The organism is Flavivirga rizhaonensis (assembly GCF_004791695.1).
GTDB lineage: Bacteria > Bacteroidota > Bacteroidia > Flavobacteriales > Flavobacteriaceae > Flavivirga > Flavivirga rizhaonensis.
The window spans coordinates 150699-167723 of sequence record NZ_SRSO01000008.1 but is presented as its reverse complement, the minus strand read 5'-3'; the positions used below and the strand labels follow the sequence as shown (position 1 = coordinate 167723).

Sequence of the window (17025 nt, the reverse complement as noted above, 5' to 3'; positions counted from 1 at the left end):
CTTTTATGATGCTTCTTGATTTTATTTTCTACGCATTCATTGCTGTAGTTATTATTCAAGCTCTCTTTTATATTTTTTTCTTTACAAGGTTTACCTTTCTTAAACAAGAAAAAAAAACTCTTAAAAACATTGATGTTTCAGTTATTATTTGTGCAAAAAATGAAGCTGAAAATTTGCAAAACTTTTTACCTTCCATAATTAACCAAAACCACCCAAACTTTGAAATTGTTTTAATTAATGATGCCTCTAATGATAATACATTAGAAATCATGGAACAGTTTGCGGGCCAACACGAAAACATCAAAATTGTAAACGTTAAAAACAACGAAACGTTTTGGGGAAATAAAAAATACGCTTTAACGCTAGGTATTAAAGCTTCAAAAAATGAGTTTCTTTTATTTACAGATGCCGACTGCAAACCTGTTTCTAAATATTGGATTAAGAATATGACTAGCCATTTTAGCAAAAGGAAACAACTTGTTTTAGGTTATGGTGGTTACTTAAAAATTAAAAACTCTTTGCTAAACAAACTCATCCGTTTTGAAACGTTAGTAACGGCTATGCATTACTTTTCTTTTGCAAAACTAGGAATACCCTATATGGGAGTTGGCAGAAATTTAGCTTATACAAAAACGATGTTTTTCAAAAACAATGGCTTTGTTGATCATATGAAAGTACTTTCTGGTGATGATGATTTATTTGTTAATCAAATAGCCAACAAAAAAAATACGTCTATTTGTTTTTCAAAAAATGGTTTTACGGAGTCAATCCCAAAAACCACTTTTAAAGATTGGTTTAAACAAAAAAGGCGTCATGTTTCAACAGCAAAATACTATAAATTAAAGCATAAAATTTTACTAACCCTAATTTACAGTTCTCAGTTACTATTTTGGGTTTTAGCAACCATTTTATTTATAACAGCACACCATTGGCTAATTGTTTTAGCTTTATTTTTATTCAGAATTATTATACAATATTCTATTTTTAGAACGCCTTCAAAGAAATTAAAAGAAAACGATCTGTTGTTATTACTTCCTTTCTTAGAAGTTTTTTTAATTATTATACAATTAACTATCTTTATAAACAATCTTATATCAAAACCTAATTATTGGAAATAAACGAAGCCATTAAACGCGCAAAAGAAAACGACCAAAAAGCGTTTAATTATTTATTAGACCTTTTTTGGGATGATGTATATGGTTTTCAATTAAAACGTATTCAAAATGAAAACGATGCGGAGGATGTCACTATTCAAACATTCTCTAAAGCATTCGATAAAATTGAAACGTTTGATGACGATTTCAAATTTAAAACATGGCTAATTACCATCTCAAAAAATATACATATAGATTTACTTCGGAAAGAAAAAAATTCTATAGCCCAAGTGATCTCTAAAAATGAAGGCGATGTTTTTCAAGTTTTAGATGAATCTCCCTCTCCTGAGGATAAATTAATAACCGAGCAACATCTAGCTAAACTGCTTCGTGATATCAAAAAACTAAAACCACATTATCAAGAAGTTATAAATTTGCGTTACTTTCAGGAATTAAGTTATAAAGAAATCTCCAAAGAATTAGACGAGCCTATAAATAATGTTAAAGTAAAACTACTCCGCGCTAAAAAACTGCTTGCAGAAATTATTCGAAAAAAATAGATGATTGCTAAACTCAAAAACTTAGGTCCGGGCTTATTATTTGCTGGTGCTGCTATTGGTGTATCGCACTTGGTACAATCTACTCGTGCCGGTGCCGATTTTGGTTTAGGGTTACTTTGGGCGTTACTTTTAGTGAATATATTTAAATATCCGTTTTTTCAATTTGCTCCTCGTTATGCTGCAGCAACAGGAGAAAGTTTATTAGATGGTTATAACAAATTAGGGAAAGGCGTTTTAGCGACCTATTACATATTGAGTTTAGCTACAATGTTTACTATCCAAACTGCGGTAACTATAGTAACTGCAGGGTTAGCCTCTACACTTTTTGGTGATTTTAGAACTTTTGAAATAGGAAATAGTGTTATAACCAGTACTGAAATTTGGACTGTGGTTATCACTTCCATTTGTTTATTATTACTAGTAGTTGGTAAGTATAAGCTCTTGGATAAATTAATGAAGATTATTATCATCACATTAACCATCAGTACTATAATTGCTGTAGGGATCGCTCTATCTGATAATTCTAAAGGCCTCTCTTTTATTCAAATATTACCAAATAACACTTTAGAAATAGCCTTTTTAATTGCTTTTATGGGTTGGATGCCAGCTCCATTAGATGTTTCTGTATGGCAATCACTCTGGTGTATTGAAAAAAAGAAGGACACCAAACAATACAGTACTAAATCAGCATTATTCGATTTTAATATTGGATATATAAGTACTATCTTTTTAGGCATTGGCTTTCTTTTATTAGGTGCTTTGGTTATGTTTAATAATGGAGAAACATTTAGTAATTCTGCTGGAATATTTTCGAATCAGTTAATAAAAATGTATACAAGTAGTTTAGGCAATTGGGCATATATAATTATTGGAATTGCAGCTTTTACAACCATGTTTAGTACCACACTAACAACTTTAGATGCTTCACCAAGAGCCATGGCAAAAACCACTCAACTACTTTTTAATACGTCTTCAAAATTCAATTATACCTTCTGGATAATCTTATTAGCCATGGGAACCATTAGTATCTTTTTCTTTTTTGCATCAGAAATGGGCTTCCTTATTAAGATAGCCACCATTTTATCCTTTATTACTGCTCCTTTTTACGCTATTATTAATTACCGTCTCATTTCCAGCAAACACACGCCCAAAGATTGGCAGCCATCAAAACAACTTCATGTTTTAAGCTGGTTGGGAATTGCTTTTTTAATTGGATTTAGTATCTGGTACCTCACAACTTTATAGAGTACTTTTAAAAGCATTAATTTGTATCTTTGCACTTTATTTTAATGTATGAATACAGAAACTGCTTCAAATATATTACCAGAACGACAAGCAAAACCAAAATGGCTACGTGTTAAACTTCCAACAGGTAAAAAATATACTGAACTAAGAGGTTTAGTAGACAAATACAAACTAAATACTATTTGTACTTCTGGCAGCTGCCCTAATATGGGAGAATGCTGGGGAGAAGGTACTGCTACATTTATGATATTAGGAAATGTTTGTACACGTTCTTGCGGATTTTGCGGCGTAAAAACAGGAAGACCAGAAACTGTAGATTGGGACGAACCTGAAAAAGTAGCTAGGTCTATTAAAATCATGAACATTAAACATGCGGTTTTAACTAGTGTTGATAGAGATGATTTAAAAGATATGGGAAGTATTATGTGGTCGGAAACTGTTAAAGCAGTACGTAGAATGAATACCGAAACAACACTGGAAACTTTAATCCCAGATTTTCAAGGTATTGAAAAGCATTTAGATAGAATTATAGATGTCGCACCTGAAGTTGTGTCCCATAATATTGAAACCGTTAGGCGCTTAACTCGCGAAGTTCGCATACAAGCTCAATATGACAGAAGTATGGGGGTTTTAAAATATTTAAAACAACAAGGACAAAGACGCACAAAATCTGGTATTATGCTTGGTTTAGGTGAAACCAGAGAAGAAGTTATTGCTACGCTTCATGACCTTAAAGAAAATGATGTTGATGTGGTTACTATCGGACAATACCTGCAACCTAGTAAAAAACATTTACCAGTAAAACAGTTTATAAATCCAGATCAATTTAAAGAATACGAAGAAATAGGGCTTGAATTAGGTTTCCGTCATGTAGAAAGTAGTGCTTTAGTAAGGTCTTCTTATAGAGCGCAAAAACACATAAACTAAATTATGATTAATGTTGCAATCAATGGCTTTGGTAGAATTGGTAGGCGCGTTTTTAGATTACTTCAAGGTTACAAAAACATAAAAGTTGTTGCTATTAATGATTTAGCAGACACTAAAACGTTAAGCCATCTCCTTAAATATGATAGTGTGCATGGATTATTTAATGGCACTGTATCTTACGACGATAACAACATTATTATTAATGAAAAAAAAATACCTTTATTAAATAATGATCATCCAAAAACCATAAATTGGACGCCATATAATGTAGATTTTGTTATTGAAGCTACAGGGAAATTTAAAACCACTTCAGAACTGAAAAACCATATAAATAATGGTGCAAAATGTGTTGTTTTAAGTGTTCCTTCTTCTGAAAACACAATAAAGACAATCGTTCTTGGTGTTAACGAGAGTAGTATAGATGGTTCTGAAACTATCATTTCTAATGCGTCGTGTACCACAAACAATGCAGCACCTATGATTGATATAATAAATAAACTTTGTGGTATTGATCAAGCCTACATAACAACAGTACATTCTTACACAACCGATCAAAGCTTACATGATCAACCACATCGCGATTTACGTCGTGCTAGAGCTGCCAGTCAATCCATAGTACCTACTACTACTGGAGCTGCAAAAGCATTAACCAAAATATTCCCTGATTTATCAGATGTTATAGGGGGTTGCGGCATAAGAGTTCCTGTAATAAATGGCTCTTTAACCGACATTACTTTTAATGTAAAGAAAAGTGTATCAATCAAGGATATAAATAACGCCTTTAAAGAAGCTTCTCAGAAAGATTATAAAGGCATCTTAGAGTATACTGAAGATCCAATTGTATCTATAGATATTGTCGGAAACACACATTCTTGTATTTTTGATGCAGGTATGACATCTGTAATTGGAAACATGGTAAAAATAATAGGATGGTATGATAATGAAAGTGGTTATTCCAAGAGAATAATTGATCTGATATGCAATTTATCGGAAAAAAGATGTATTTTATCGATAAAATAATTATATTTGTTAGCAATATTTAATAAAATGTCCCAAGTTAAAAATTACATATACATTGTATTAATGTTATTTAGCCTGAGTGTTTCATCGCAAAAAACAATCGATGAAGACCCTGAAATACAGCAAAATAACATCAACTACCGCATAGAGCAAGCTCAGGTAGAATTGGAGAAATATAACTATTACGATGCTCAAAAACATCTGGACGAAGCCTTAAAATTAGCTGAAAAATCAGATAATAAAAGAAGTATTGGGATTATTTATGCTATTAAGGGGAAGCTACAACTTATCATCGAGGAAGAAGATAATGCTATAAAATCGCTTAACAAAGCGATTGAAATGCAAAGAATTATTAATGACAATAAAAATCTAGGAAAATCTTATAAAATTTTTGGAGATGTTTATTTAACAAAAAAGGATTATTACCAAGCACTTGACTCTTACAAAGCAGCAAAGTCAAAATTTCAAGAAGAAGGATTAAATGAAGATTTGGCCGAAGTGCTTCTATGTGAAGGTAGAACCTATATGTCTTTAAAAAATTACGGAAAAGCAAGAGACATTATTGAGCAAGCTTTGGCACAAGCAAGAAAAGGTGATTACAAAAAAACCCAAAGTGATGCCCTGATTAATCACGGTACGATTTATAATAAATTAGGTGATTTTGAAAAAGCCTTAACCTTTGCTAATGAAGGTTTAGAAATAGCTAAAGAGAATAATTTCAAAAATATACTCAGTAAAGGCTTCCTTGTTGTTAGTAATATTTATAAGGCTATTGAGGATTTTAGACTTTCCAGAGAATATTTATTCAAACATTTAAAGCTTTCTGATTCTATAAGAACCTTAACACGAGTAAACTCTTCAAAAGATCAAGAAACTCAATACTTGTTAAACGAAGCCAATGAAAAGAATATTGAAATCGTAGAAAAATTAGAAAAAGCAGAAGACGATAAAAATTTAGGTACTTTAATTTCTATTTTAAGTGTAGCATTAATCACCATCTTATCTCTACTAACTTTATCACTTTACAAAAACAATAACATTAGACTTAAAACCAATAATATGCTTCATAAAAAGAATGGAGAACTTATTATTGCTAAAGAAAAAGCCGAATTAGCATCAAAAACCAAAGCTAATTTCTTGTCTACCGTAACGCACGAGTTGCGTACGCCTCTTTATGCTGTTACCGGATTAAGTAATATGCTATTGGACGAAAATCCGAGACCAGAACAAATTCAACATTTAAAATCGTTAAAATTCTCCGGAGATTATCTTTTAACATTTATTAACGATATCCTTCAAATAAATAAAATTGAAGCAAATAAAGTTGATATAGAACCCGAATCATTCAACTTAAAAAAGAAAATAAATAACATTGTTTTAGCTCTTAACAACTCTGCTCAAGATAATAATATTAAAATTCATTTTGAGTATGACTCTGATTTACCAGAGAATTTTATAGCAGATCAATTAAAAATTTCTCAGATTCTTATTAATTTGATTGGTAACTCTATCAAGTTCACTAAAGATGGTGATATATGGATTAGAGTCTATAAAATAGAAGAAAAAAGTAATGTTTATACCCTACGTTTTGAAGTAGAAGATAATGGAATTGGTATTAGTCAGGAAAAACAAGACAATATGTTTGAGAGTTTTTCACAAGGCTCTATTCAAATAAACCGTAAATATGGAGGTACAGGCTTAGGACTTTCTATTGTAAAAGGGTTAATAGACATCTTAAAAGGAAAAATTTACGTAAAAAGTGAATTAGAAAAAGGTACGACATTTTACTTTGAAATACCTCTTGAGTATACTTCTGTAGAAGAAGCTAAAGAAAATAAATTAGCTTATTTTGACGGAGATGTGAGTGAATTGGATTTGACAAATGTTAAAATTTTAGTTGTTGAAGACAATAAAATCAATCAAATGATTACTAAAAAGATTCTTACTAAAATGAGTCTTAAATGTGATATAGTTGATAATGGAGAAGAAGCTGTTGAAATGATTAAAGCAAACAAGTACGACATTATCTTAATGGATATACATATGCCTGGTATAAGCGGAATGGAAGCGACCAAAAAGGTTCGAGCTTTCGATAAAGAATTAACCATTTTTGCTTTAACAGCTGTTACTATTGAAGACAAAATGCATGAATTTGATGAAGCTGGATTTACTGATATTATTCCAAAACCATTTAAACAGGAAGAATTCGAGAAAAAGCTTTATAATGCATTAGCTGCAAATAACGATCGATCTGCTACAGCTTAGTTTATAAACCCGCATTATGCATTAGAAAATCTATTATCAATTTATTTATTTTTACCTCATCATTAATCACGATACTAATTGGTAAATAAAATAATTTATCTCTTAAGGATTTGTATTGTTTTAAACGCATAAAATCCTTTTCTGTAGTTACTATTAAATCTCTTTTATTAAGTTCAAGAATATCTTGTTCTGAAAATTCATGATGATCTTTAAAATTTAAATGGTCAAACTTTAAACCTTTCTCTTTTAAAAAGCTAACCAAAGGAAACGCATTAGCAATACCAGTAACCAAAGTAAAATCATTTAAATCATCAATGGGTTTATTTGTATTACTGGAAATAACACTATTTGAATAGCTAATTGAACTAAAAAACACATGTTGATTAGTTTCTGGGTTTATTTTTTGTAAAATGGTATTCTTTTCAGCATCACTTAAATCTTTAGGGCATTTAGTAACCATTATAATATTGGCTCGTTTACTACCACTTCTAGGTTCTCGTAAATTGCCTGTGGGCAAAACAATGTCTTTAAAATATGGGTTGCTATAAGTAGTCAGTAAAATATTAAATCCAGCTTTTACCTTTCTGTGCTGAAATGCATCATCAAGTAAAATAACTTCTGGCAGATTATCAATTAATTGCAATTGTTTAATCCCATTATTTCTATCCCCATCAACAGCTACAAGAATATTTTTTTTAAACTTATTATAAAACTGAAAAGGTTCATCTCCAATCGATTCTGCTGTAGCATCTTTATTTGCCAATTGAAAACCTTTAGTTTTTCGCTTATAACCCCGACTTAAAGTAGCCACTAGATAATCCTCTTTTAAAAGATGAATTAAATATTCAATCATAGGTGTTTTTCCAGTGCCACCAACACTTAAATTACCAACACAAATCACAGGGGTTTTATGGGATATGGACTTTTTAATTCCTAAATCATATAACTTATTCCTTAGCCATGTTACTAAATAGTAAATAGGAACTATTGGATACAAAATGTAACGTAAAAAAATCATCACAACGAATGTAATTATTTTATCTTTGAAATAAAAAATTTCTTGAAACCGACTGTCCCTGAGACAACCTGTAGGGTATTTCGCTAGTTTCATTTTGGTCTCTCGAAATTTTGTATTTTGTCTCACCCAGAACTGCTTTTTTTCGGCAGTCCTGACCTCTCCAAAAGAGAGATGAATTAGGAAACCCCGACCAAGGGTCGGAGAATTTTTAGATTTAAACACAAATACTATGATTGTTCAAGACGTTATTAACCATCTAGAAGCATTAACACCTCTAGCCTATGCAGAAAGTTTTGACAATGTGGGTCTTTTAGTTGGTAATAAAAATGAAAAGATAACAGGTGTACTTGTTACATTAGACACACTCGAAACTGTTGTAGATGAGGCCATAGAAAAAAACTGTAACCTTATAGTTAGTTTTCATCCTATAATCTTTAAAGGCTTAAAAAAGTTAACAGGAAAAAATTATGTTGAACGTGTTGTCATAAAAGCTATTAAACACGATATAGCTATTTACGCCATGCACACAGCCTTAGATAATGCCATAAATGGTGTTAATGATATGATTTGCAATAAATTAAACCTAATCAATAAACATATCTTAATTCCGCAATCTGAAACAATAAAAAAATTAACAACCTACGTACCAAAAAATGAAGCGGAACAATTAAGAATTGCTTTATTCAACGCAGGGGCTGGAAGCATTGGTAATTATAATAATTGTAGCTTTAATGTAGAAGGTTATGGTACTTATAATGGCAATGAAAACTCCAATCCAACACTAGGAGAAAAAGGAAAAACACATACCGAAGCTGAAACTAAAATTACGGTTACATATTCAAAACATTTAGAATCAAAAATTATTAAAACACTTTTCGATTCCCATAGTTATGAAGAAGTTGCTTATGAAATAACGACACTTGAAAACAAAAACCAAAGTATAGGTATGGGTATGATTGGTGATCTAAAAGAACCTATGAGTGAGTATGATTTTTTAAACCATTTAAAAACCAAAATGAACACAGAATGTATCAGGCATTCTTCATTTTTAAATAGACCAATAAAAAAGGTTGCTGTTTTAGGAGGGTCTGGAAGTTTTGCAATTAGTGCAGCCAAAGCATCTGGATCTGATGCTTTTATAACCTCAGATTTAAAATATCACGATTTTTTCACAGCAGAAAACAGCATTCTTTTGGCTGATATAGGACATTATGAAAGCGAACAGTTCACAAAAAATCTTTTAGTAGCAAATCTTACAAAAAAAATCACTAATTTTGCAGTCGTTTTATCAAAGACAAATACCAATCCTGTTAAGTATTTTTAAAGTATGGCTAAAAAGAAAGAAGTAACTGTAGAAGAGCGCTTAAGAGCTTTATACGATTTACAACTAATCGATTCTCGTATAGATGAAATCAGAAATGTTCGTGGAGAACTTCCTTTAGAAGTTCGTGATTTAGAAGATGAAGTTGCTGGGCTAAGCATAAGATTAGAAAAACTTGTAGCAAGTTTAGAAGTAATCGATAATGATATTACTTCAAAGAAAAATCTTATTGAAGAGTCTAAAGCTTTAATAAAGAAGTACAGCGAACAACAAAAAAATGTTAGAAATAACAGAGAATACAATTCTTTAACTAAAGAAGTTGAATTTCAAGAATTAGAAATTCAACTAGCTGAAAAGCATATTAAAGAATTCAAGACTCAAATTGAGCAGAAAAAAGAAGTTATAGCTGAAACAAAAGGTCGTTTAAAAGAACGTGAAACACATTTAAAGCACAAAAAAGGTGAGTTAGATGCTATCTTAGCTGAAACTGAAAAAGAAGAACAAGCATTAATAGAAAAATCTGAAACTTACAAAACTCAGATAGAAGAGCGTTTAGTAGCTGCTTACAACAGAATTCGCGTAAATGTGAAAAATGGTTTAGCTGTTGTACCGATTGAAAGAGGTGCCTCAGGAGGGTCTTTCTTTACAATACCACCACAAGTACAAGTAGAGATTGCTTCTCGTAAAAAAGTGATTACTGATGAACACAGTGGTAGAATTTTGGTAGATGCCGCTTTAGCAGAAGAACAAAAAGCAAAAATGGAAAAAATGTTCTCGAAACTTTAATCCATTTTTAAAAATATATTTTAAAGCCTTCATTTATATGAAGGCTTTTTCATTATAAAAATATCTGAAAAACTCAATTTTATATCATTACATAGGAGTGTCAATCTGAGCGCAGTCGAAGACAAACGACTACTGCAATCTGTTTAATTTTAAGTTCAATTCAAAAGATTCTCACGTCTCACTTTTGGTCCTCCTCAGAAAGACAAACTAATTTAACTTTTTAGTGGTTTTTATTGCAAAAATTTTTCAACCTACTTTTAAGGTTTTGTGTTTTTATTCGTCTACTATAAAGTAAAAACTATTAACATTTCCTTCTTCAAGGAAATAAAAAGTATATTCTTAATGAAAAAGATATTACCATTATTCATGATAGCTATTTTATTTAGCTGTCAAAATACGGCACAAGTTAATTCAAAACAACAAGCCGTTATTAATGCAGAACCTATTGAAGTTCCCTTAAAAGATGGAAAAGCCCGTGCTTATTTTGCTAGTGGTTGTTTTTGGTGTGTAGAAGCTATTTACGAAAGTGTAAAAGGTGTTGAAGAATCAATTTCCGGGTATTCTGGCGGACATACTAAAAATCCAACCTACGAGGCAAGTAACACTGGTAAAACAGGACATGCAGAAGCTGTTGAGATTATTTATGATCCTAATGCTGTAAGTTTTGAAACTTTAGTTGATGTATATTTTGCGTCACAAAATGTAACACAGGTAAATGGTCAAGGCAATGACAGAGGGTCTCAATATCGCTCCATTATTTTTTATCAGAATGAAGCACAAAAACAAATCATTTTAAAGAAAAAAGAAGCCTTAGCAAAAAAATTAGGTGCTAAAATTGCTGCTGAAGTCTACCCTTTTCAAAAATTTTGGATTGCCGAAGATTATCATCAAAATTACGAAAGACTACATCCTGATAATAGTTATATAAGAAATGTTTCTATACCAAGGTTAAATAGATTTAAAAGCAAATTCCCTAAAAAATTATTAAAAGGGTATCATAATTAGTTTTTAGCTCAAACTTGATTTTGTAAAAATTCTCAACTAATTTCGTTCATGCCTCCCGACAGACAGATAACAACCAATAAAGTTCACATGTACTGAACACTTACTCTGAATCGAAAAACATGAATTTAAAAGAATAATTTGAGCCCTCAAAAACAACGAAATGGAGACAAAGAACTAAGATAAAGAACAAATGCTTTTAAACTAATCTTGAAACAAAGTTTTCATTATAAGGCGATCCACTTTTTGCAGTTTTAGTAGTTTTAGTAGTTTTAGTAGTTTTAGTAGTTTTAGTAGTTTAATCGATACCGATATTAACTACCAACTTATTACGCTTCCCTTAATTAATCTACAAATTTTATTGTATTTGTGTAATAAAATACACTTAAAAACAATAAGTTCCGAGGCTCTTATTATCGACTTGACTTATCCTACTCCAATTGCTGGTCATAAACTCACACAAGGGTATTATTTTTTAGGAAACACAAAGATGCTATACGAGCTTTAAGATAACTTTAACTTAAACCTTTGTTAAGTGAAAGGTTTAGTACACGTTATTTTATATAATTTCGCAAAAATTTTATATTTACAAATTCTTCTATGACACTATTAATCGCAAAAAAAGAAGTTAAAGAACTTTTACGAAATAATAGGTTTCGTTTAATCAGTATTACTCTTTTGATACTACTTGTATTCTCAATGTTTATTAGCTGGAATACGTATAAAAAAGTTCAAAAAGAACATCAAACTGCTCAAATCTTAGCAAGAGAACAATGGGAAAGCCAAGGTCAAAAAAGCGCCCATTCTGCAGCGCATTACGGCACTTTTGCTTTTAAACCAATTCCAACACTTTCTTTAATAGATAATGGGTTAAATAAATATTTAGGAGTTTCAATTTTTTTAGAAGCACATCGCCAAAATTCGGCATCATATAAACAAATTACAGATCAAAATGACCTAGCTAGATTTGCTGATTTAAGCCCTGCCTTTGTTTTTATATTTTTAATGCCTTTACTTATTATTTTATTAGGATTTAATAGTTTCACTACAGAGAAAGAAAGTGGCACACTTCAACTCATACTTAGCCAAGGAGCATCAAAAAGGAAATTGGTTTTAGGCAAAATTATTGGAATATGGCTAACGCTACTTTTATTATTAACACCCGTTTTTTTATTAGGTTTTTGTTTTATCGTTTTTTCAGATTATGAAAAAGGAGACCTTTTACGTTATGGGTTTATTTTAATTAGCTTACTATTATACTATGGTATATTTATACATCTTTCTATAGTAACATCGGTATGGGCAAAGAGCAGTAATTTCTCTTTAATTATTTTACTAAGCTTTTGGATGATTTCTGCATTACTTATGCCAAAATTAACAGCAGATATTTCTAAAAAAACGCATAAAACACCTTCTGCAATATCGTATCAAGAAAACATAAAAAAAGAATTAGCAGATGGTATCAATGGGCACGATCCCTCCTCTGAAAAAGCCATTGCTTTTAAGGATAGCCTACTAAAAAAGTATAATGTAAAGAGTATTGGCAAGCTTCCTGTTAATTTTTATCAATTGCTTATGCAAGCTGGAGAAAAACACGAGACGACGGTATATAAAAATGCCATGACGCAATTAAACAATGTATATATTGAACAATTGAAAGTTCATCAACTTAATGCATTTATTTCTCCCACAATTTTAATGAGAATGCTTTCAATGCAATTTGCCAACACCGATTTACAATCACATTATAACTTTACTTACCAAGCCGAAGAATATAGAGGAGCTTTAATTAGCAGTTTAAACAGTGGACCAAGTGGCACTGTAGATACTGACTTTTTCAAGAAAAACATAAAGTTTAAATATAACCCAATCACGCTTTCGCAAACTATAGAAAAAAACGCTAGTAACTTAATGTATTTAACTATATGGTGGTTATTAAGTGGTCTTTTGGTAATTCTATCTGTTCAAAAAAACAAATTGAAATGATAAAACTAGAACTTAAAAATATAGTAAGAAACCCTTTAGTATCAATTTTAGTCCTATTCCTTTTTATATTCATTTTGTTTGCTTCTTACAATGGCAAATCAAGAGTTAATAAACAGTTAGAGGGTATAGAACTAGTAAAAAATAAAGAGAATACATTTTACACTAATCATAAAAACAACCTAAAATCTATTGAAGAGGGTACAAAGAAAACTCCTAAAAGAGTATTTGAAGACCCAACAAATCCTGTAGCTATGGGTAATTATTACGGAGGCACCTATTTAACAGTAACTCCTGCTCCACTTTCTGTTATTAGTAATGGTCAAAGTGATATTTTTCCCTATTACAGCAAAGTAAACATAGGAGGTACCAATGCAGAAAAAAATAATGACAATTTTGAAAACCCAATGAATATAGCTACTGGAGGGTTTGATTTAGCCTTTGTATTTGTATTTATTTTGCCGCTTTTAATTATTGCTTTTAGTTATAACATCCTTTCCTCAGAAAGAGAACAAGGCACGCTTAGATTACTACTTTCCATGCCCATTAATATAAAAACATGGTTACTAAAAAAAATAGTGTTCCGCTATTTTTTCCTAGTATTATTAATAAGTGCCATACTAACTTTATCGTTAGCTATCATAGGTGTTAATTTCTCAAATGTAACCTATTTAATTTTATTATCAAGCATTGCCTTATATACTTTATTTTGGTTCGGTTTGGCATTTTTAATAAACTTGCTTAACAAATCTTCTTCTCAAAATATCATTTTACTATTAGGTACATGGTTACTTTTTGTATTGATTATACCAAGCTTTGTAAACATACTGGCAAGTAGTGTATACCCTTCTCCTTCTAGAGTTGAATATATAACTTCAAAAAGAGCTATTGAAAAAGAATTTGAAAAGAAAGAAGAAGCTATTTTACAAAAATTTTATGAAGAAAACCCATCAGAAAAAGACAAAGAAAATAATACGACTAACCGTTTTAGAAAATATTGGAACAAAAACTTTATTCTTTTAAATGAAAAAAATAAATTTATGGATGCGTTTGAAAGTAAGTATGAAAATCAATCTATGAATCAGCGTGAATTTGCCAATAAACTTAGTTGGTTTTCTCCTGCTATAATATTTCAAAATACTATGAATGAAATTGCAGAAACCGATACTCAACACTATTTGAGTTTTCAAAATTCAACAAAAATATTTCAAAAAGAATGGACGGAGTATTTTTATTCTAAATACAAAAATCATCAAAAATTAACAGTAGAAGATTTTAATAATTTTCCAAAACAAAAAAATAATTAAAATATGTTAGAAGCAACTAATTTAAGTAAAGAATATAATAATTTTTCTGCTCTTAATAATTTGAATATTAAAGTTGAAGCAGGTGACATTTATTGTCTATTAGGTGCCAATGGAGCTGGTAAATCGACTACCATTAATTTGTTTCTGGGTTTTATTGAAGCTACAAAAGGAAGCGTTAGTATAAACGGTTTTGATGTTAGCAAAAAAAACATGGAAACAAAAAAATACTTATCATATATTCCTGAAAACCTGATGCTCTATCCTACTTTAACTGGCTTAGAAAATTTAGAGTACTTTGTTGGTTTAGCTAATAAAAAGTATGCTAAAGCAGAATTTATAAATTTTCTTACAGAAGCAGGATTACAAACTAATGCACATACCAAAAGAGTGTCTGCATATTCTAAAGGTATGCGCCAAAAAGTAGGTATTGCTATTGCTTTAGCTAAAGATGCTAAGGTGTTGCTTTTGGATGAACCGACATCTGGGTTAGACCCGAGAGCAAGTAACGAGTTTTCAACTTTGCTATTAACCCTTAAAGACAAAGGAGTAGCAACACTTATGGCAACGCATGATATTTTTCGAGCAAAACAAATTGCGACCCATATTGGAATTATGAAAGAGGGACGTTTAGTTGAGTCTTTTAAAAGTGAAGATATTAGCCTAAAAGATTTAGAAGGTTTATACTTAGAAACTATTGATTCTTAAAAAGAATAAATTGGGTTCTAAAAAACAACCAAATGACAATACTGTGTATAATTAATTCCTTAGGTCTGAGTGTGTTTTGAAAATTTTATGGGTTTTCCTAAGGTTTGGTTTCCTTTTGCTAAATTGTTACGTAAACAATACAACCAAGCATACATAAAATGTTAAACGAACACCTCTTCCTATAAAATATTTACACCCTCCAATTTAACAACCTTTAACGTAAAAATTAACGGATACAACTTATCTTTTGTTACATACATTCCAGTTTTGGTTTTCTCCAAGTCTGGTAAAACATTATAAGGGCTTTCATCATATTCCTTTAAATACTCAATATGCAAACCTGCTTGCGTTAAAGCTGAAATAACCTCGCCCAAACCATGATTCCATCCATACTCTCTACTCACCATCTTTGATGCTTCATCTGCATAAGTCCCTTCATACTCTTCATAAATCACATCTTCTTGCATATAACCATATTTCATAACCGGAGTATCCTCTAGATAATCGAACATCCAGACTATGGGATGAAATTCAGCCATAAAAAATGTACCACCCTTTTTTAAACGCTCAGCAATCATTTGCCCCCAAGGTTTTAAATCAGGCAACCAACCTATCACACCATAGCTAGTAAAAACGATATCAAATGTATCTTTTATAAAATCAGACGTATCTAAAACATTGCAGCAAACAAATTCCGCATCTAAGTTTAATTCCGAGTTTAAACGCTGAGCCAACGCCACACCTTCATCGCTTAAATCTACACCTGTACATTTAGCCCCCAACCTACTCCAACTTAATGTGTCCTGTCCAAAATGACATTGTAAATGTAAAAGAGATTTACCTTTTACATCTCCCAAAGCATCCAGTTCATAAGGCATTAAAGAAGATTTGCCTTTTTTAAAATCTTCTAAATGATACATATTACTTTGAGCATGTACTTTCACTTTATCATTCCAAGTCGCTTTATTTGTATTAAAATAAATATCGTTAGTTTCCATTGTAAAAATTTAATTCTTCAAGATAAAACATCTTGTTGAATGTTCTATATCTTTACTAAAAATTTCGATTATGAAAAAATTCATCTTTATAGCTCTTATCTTTTCAGTAAGTCTTTCATGCAAACAAAAACAAGAAAAAGTAGCGGACATTAAACCGCTAACTATTGCCGAAAAAATAGCGAATGCACATGGTTTTGAAAACTGGAAACACGTGACTAGTATTCATTTCACGTTTAATGTAGACAAAGACAGCATTCATTTTGAAAGAACTTGGACATGGAATACTAAAACGAGTGATGTCTTAGCCATCAATAAAAAAGATACTATTAGCTACAATAGAGCTAAAATTGATTCAACGCTTACTAGTGTTGATAGTGCTTTTATAAATGACAAATACTGGCTATTAGTTCCATTTCAATTGGTTTGGGATAAAGGTTTAAGTATTTCTGAACCTATAAAAGAAATAGCCCCGATTAGTAAAACAGAAATGAGCAAAATTACCTTAACTTATTCTGCTGAAGGCGGCTATACTCCTGGTGATGCTTATGATATTTATTATGGAAACGATTATTTAATTAAAGAATGGATTTTCAGAAAAGGTAATTCTAATGAACCATCCATGATTACAACTTTTGAAAACTATAAAGATTTTAACGGTATTAAGATTGCTTTAGATCACAAAAAAGCAGATACAAACTGGAATCTTAACTTCACTAATATAAAAATTGAACTTGACCAAGACTAACCAAAGTTTAAAATCAAATTTATTTTAAACTTTGTGTAATGCAAACATC

At 30.8% G+C, this 17025-nt stretch carries 15 protein-coding genes; 13 read left to right on the top strand and 2 right to left on the bottom strand.

Annotated features, from left to right (window positions below; genetic code table 11):
• The first annotated feature begins 5 nt into the window (after nt 1-5).
• Genes EM932_RS07980 through EM932_RS07955 form a run of 6 tightly spaced genes read left to right on the top strand, consistent with a single transcriptional unit; the run spans nt 6 to nt 7111 of the window.
• Nucleotides 6-1118, top strand: coding sequence for a glycosyltransferase (locus EM932_RS07980; protein WP_135876657.1), 1113 nt, complete (start codon nt 6-8; stop codon nt 1116-1118).
• Nucleotides 1109-1654, top strand: coding sequence for an RNA polymerase sigma factor (locus EM932_RS07975; protein WP_135876656.1), 546 nt, complete (start codon nt 1109-1111; stop codon nt 1652-1654). The genes EM932_RS07980 and EM932_RS07975 overlap by 10 nt, the downstream gene beginning before the upstream one ends.
• Nucleotides 1655-2899 carry an NRAMP family divalent metal transporter gene (locus EM932_RS07970; RefSeq protein ID WP_135876655.1) on the top strand — a complete coding sequence of 415 codons (1245 nt, stop codon included), beginning with the start codon at nt 1655-1657 and terminating at the stop codon, nt 2897-2899.
• Nucleotides 2900-2947: 48 nt separating this feature from the next.
• A complete protein-coding gene (gene lipA, locus EM932_RS07965) occupies nt 2948-3826 on the top strand; it encodes a lipoyl synthase (RefSeq protein ID WP_135876654.1) in 879 nt (292 codons plus the stop codon).
• Between the two features lie 3 nt (nt 3827-3829).
• Entirely contained in the window at nt 3830-4846 is a 1017-nt protein-coding gene (gene gap / locus EM932_RS07960; protein WP_135876653.1) for a type I glyceraldehyde-3-phosphate dehydrogenase, read from the top strand.
• A gap of 27 nt (nt 4847-4873) precedes the next feature.
• The gene (locus tag EM932_RS07955; protein ID WP_135876652.1) at nt 4874-7111 is read left to right on the top strand and encodes an ATP-binding protein; all 2238 of its coding nucleotides are present in this window, start codon (nt 4874-4876) and stop codon (nt 7109-7111) included.
• A gap of 1 nt (nt 7112) precedes the next feature.
• Here the strand turns inward: EM932_RS07955 and lpxK are convergent, their stop codons facing one another.
• A complete protein-coding gene (gene lpxK / locus EM932_RS07950; protein WP_317129361.1) occupies nt 7113-8222 on the bottom strand; it encodes a tetraacyldisaccharide 4'-kinase in 1110 nt (369 codons plus the stop codon).
• Nucleotides 8223-8358: 136 nt separating this feature from the next.
• Here lpxK and EM932_RS07945 point away from each other — a divergent pair, with 136 nt between their 5' ends.
• The 6 genes from EM932_RS07945 to EM932_RS07920 all read left to right on the top strand — a co-directional run bounded on the left by EM932_RS07945 (nt 8359) and on the right by EM932_RS07920 (nt 15233).
• Nucleotides 8359-9453, top strand: coding sequence for a Nif3-like dinuclear metal center hexameric protein (locus EM932_RS07945; protein ID WP_135876651.1), 1095 nt, complete (start codon nt 8359-8361; stop codon nt 9451-9453).
• Nucleotides 9454-9456: 3 nt separating this feature from the next.
• On the top strand, nt 9457-10236 hold the full coding sequence (locus EM932_RS07940) for a zinc ribbon domain-containing protein (protein WP_135876650.1): 780 nt from the start codon (nt 9457-9459) through the stop codon (nt 10234-10236).
• A 342-nt stretch (nt 10237-10578) separates the two neighbouring features.
• Nucleotides 10579-11241: a peptide-methionine (S)-S-oxide reductase MsrA gene (gene msrA, locus EM932_RS07935; protein ID WP_135876649.1), complete on the top strand. Its 663-nt coding sequence runs from the start codon at nt 10579-10581 to the stop codon at nt 11239-11241.
• A gap of 597 nt (nt 11242-11838) precedes the next feature.
• Nucleotides 11839-13224 (top strand): ABC transporter permease subunit, encoded by a 1386-nt coding sequence (locus EM932_RS07930; protein ID WP_135876648.1) that lies wholly within the window; start codon nt 11839-11841, stop codon nt 13222-13224.
• Entirely contained in the window at nt 13221-14528 is a 1308-nt protein-coding gene (locus EM932_RS07925; RefSeq protein WP_170179759.1) for an ABC transporter permease subunit, read from the top strand. The genes EM932_RS07930 and EM932_RS07925 overlap by 4 nt, the downstream gene beginning before the upstream one ends.
• A 3-nt stretch (nt 14529-14531) precedes the next feature.
• Complete coding sequence (locus EM932_RS07920) at nt 14532-15233, top strand: ABC transporter ATP-binding protein (protein WP_135876646.1); 702 nt, start codon at nt 14532-14534, stop codon at nt 15231-15233.
• A 179-nt stretch (nt 15234-15412) separates the two neighbouring features.
• Here the strand turns inward: EM932_RS07920 and EM932_RS07915 are convergent, their stop codons facing one another.
• Nucleotides 15413-16231 (bottom strand): class I SAM-dependent methyltransferase, encoded by an 819-nt coding sequence (locus EM932_RS07915; RefSeq protein ID WP_135876645.1) that lies wholly within the window; start codon nt 16229-16231, stop codon nt 15413-15415.
• 70 nt (nt 16232-16301) lie between these two features.
• Here EM932_RS07915 and EM932_RS07910 point away from each other — a divergent pair, with 70 nt between their 5' ends.
• Nucleotides 16302-16976 (top strand): hypothetical protein, encoded by a 675-nt coding sequence (locus EM932_RS07910; protein WP_135876644.1) that lies wholly within the window; start codon nt 16302-16304, stop codon nt 16974-16976.
• Nucleotides 16977-17025 lie beyond the last annotated feature (49 nt).

Bases quoted from the DNA above. Each gene is read 5' to 3' on its own strand.
- EM932_RS07980 (WP_135876657.1), top strand. From the start codon at position 6: ATGATGCTTCTTGATTTTATTTTCTACGCATTCATTGCTGTAGTTATT.
- EM932_RS07970 (WP_135876655.1), top strand. From the start codon at position 1,655: ATGATTGCTAAACTCAAAAACTTAGGTCCGGGCTTATTATTTGCTGGT.
- lipA (WP_135876654.1), top strand. From the start codon at position 2,948: ATGAATACAGAAACTGCTTCAAATATATTACCAGAACGACAAGCAAAA.
- gap (WP_135876653.1), top strand. From the start codon at position 3,830: ATGATTAATGTTGCAATCAATGGCTTTGGTAGAATTGGTAGGCGCGTT.
- EM932_RS07955 (WP_135876652.1), top strand. From the start codon at position 4,874: ATGTCCCAAGTTAAAAATTACATATACATTGTATTAATGTTATTTAGC.
- lpxK (WP_317129361.1), bottom strand. From the start codon at position 8,222: ATGAAACTAGCGAAATACCCTACAGGTTGTCTCAGGGACAGTCGGTTT.
- EM932_RS07945 (WP_135876651.1), top strand. From the start codon at position 8,359: ATGATTGTTCAAGACGTTATTAACCATCTAGAAGCATTAACACCTCTA.
- EM932_RS07940 (WP_135876650.1), top strand. From the start codon at position 9,457: ATGGCTAAAAAGAAAGAAGTAACTGTAGAAGAGCGCTTAAGAGCTTTA.
- msrA (WP_135876649.1), top strand. From the start codon at position 10,579: ATGAAAAAGATATTACCATTATTCATGATAGCTATTTTATTTAGCTGT.
- EM932_RS07930 (WP_135876648.1), top strand. From the start codon at position 11,839: ATGACACTATTAATCGCAAAAAAAGAAGTTAAAGAACTTTTACGAAAT.
- EM932_RS07925 (WP_170179759.1), top strand. From the start codon at position 13,221: ATGATAAAACTAGAACTTAAAAATATAGTAAGAAACCCTTTAGTATCA.
- EM932_RS07920 (WP_135876646.1), top strand. From the start codon at position 14,532: ATGTTAGAAGCAACTAATTTAAGTAAAGAATATAATAATTTTTCTGCT.
- EM932_RS07915 (WP_135876645.1), bottom strand. From the start codon at position 16,231: ATGGAAACTAACGATATTTATTTTAATACAAATAAAGCGACTTGGAAT.
- EM932_RS07910 (WP_135876644.1), top strand. From the start codon at position 16,302: ATGAAAAAATTCATCTTTATAGCTCTTATCTTTTCAGTAAGTCTTTCA.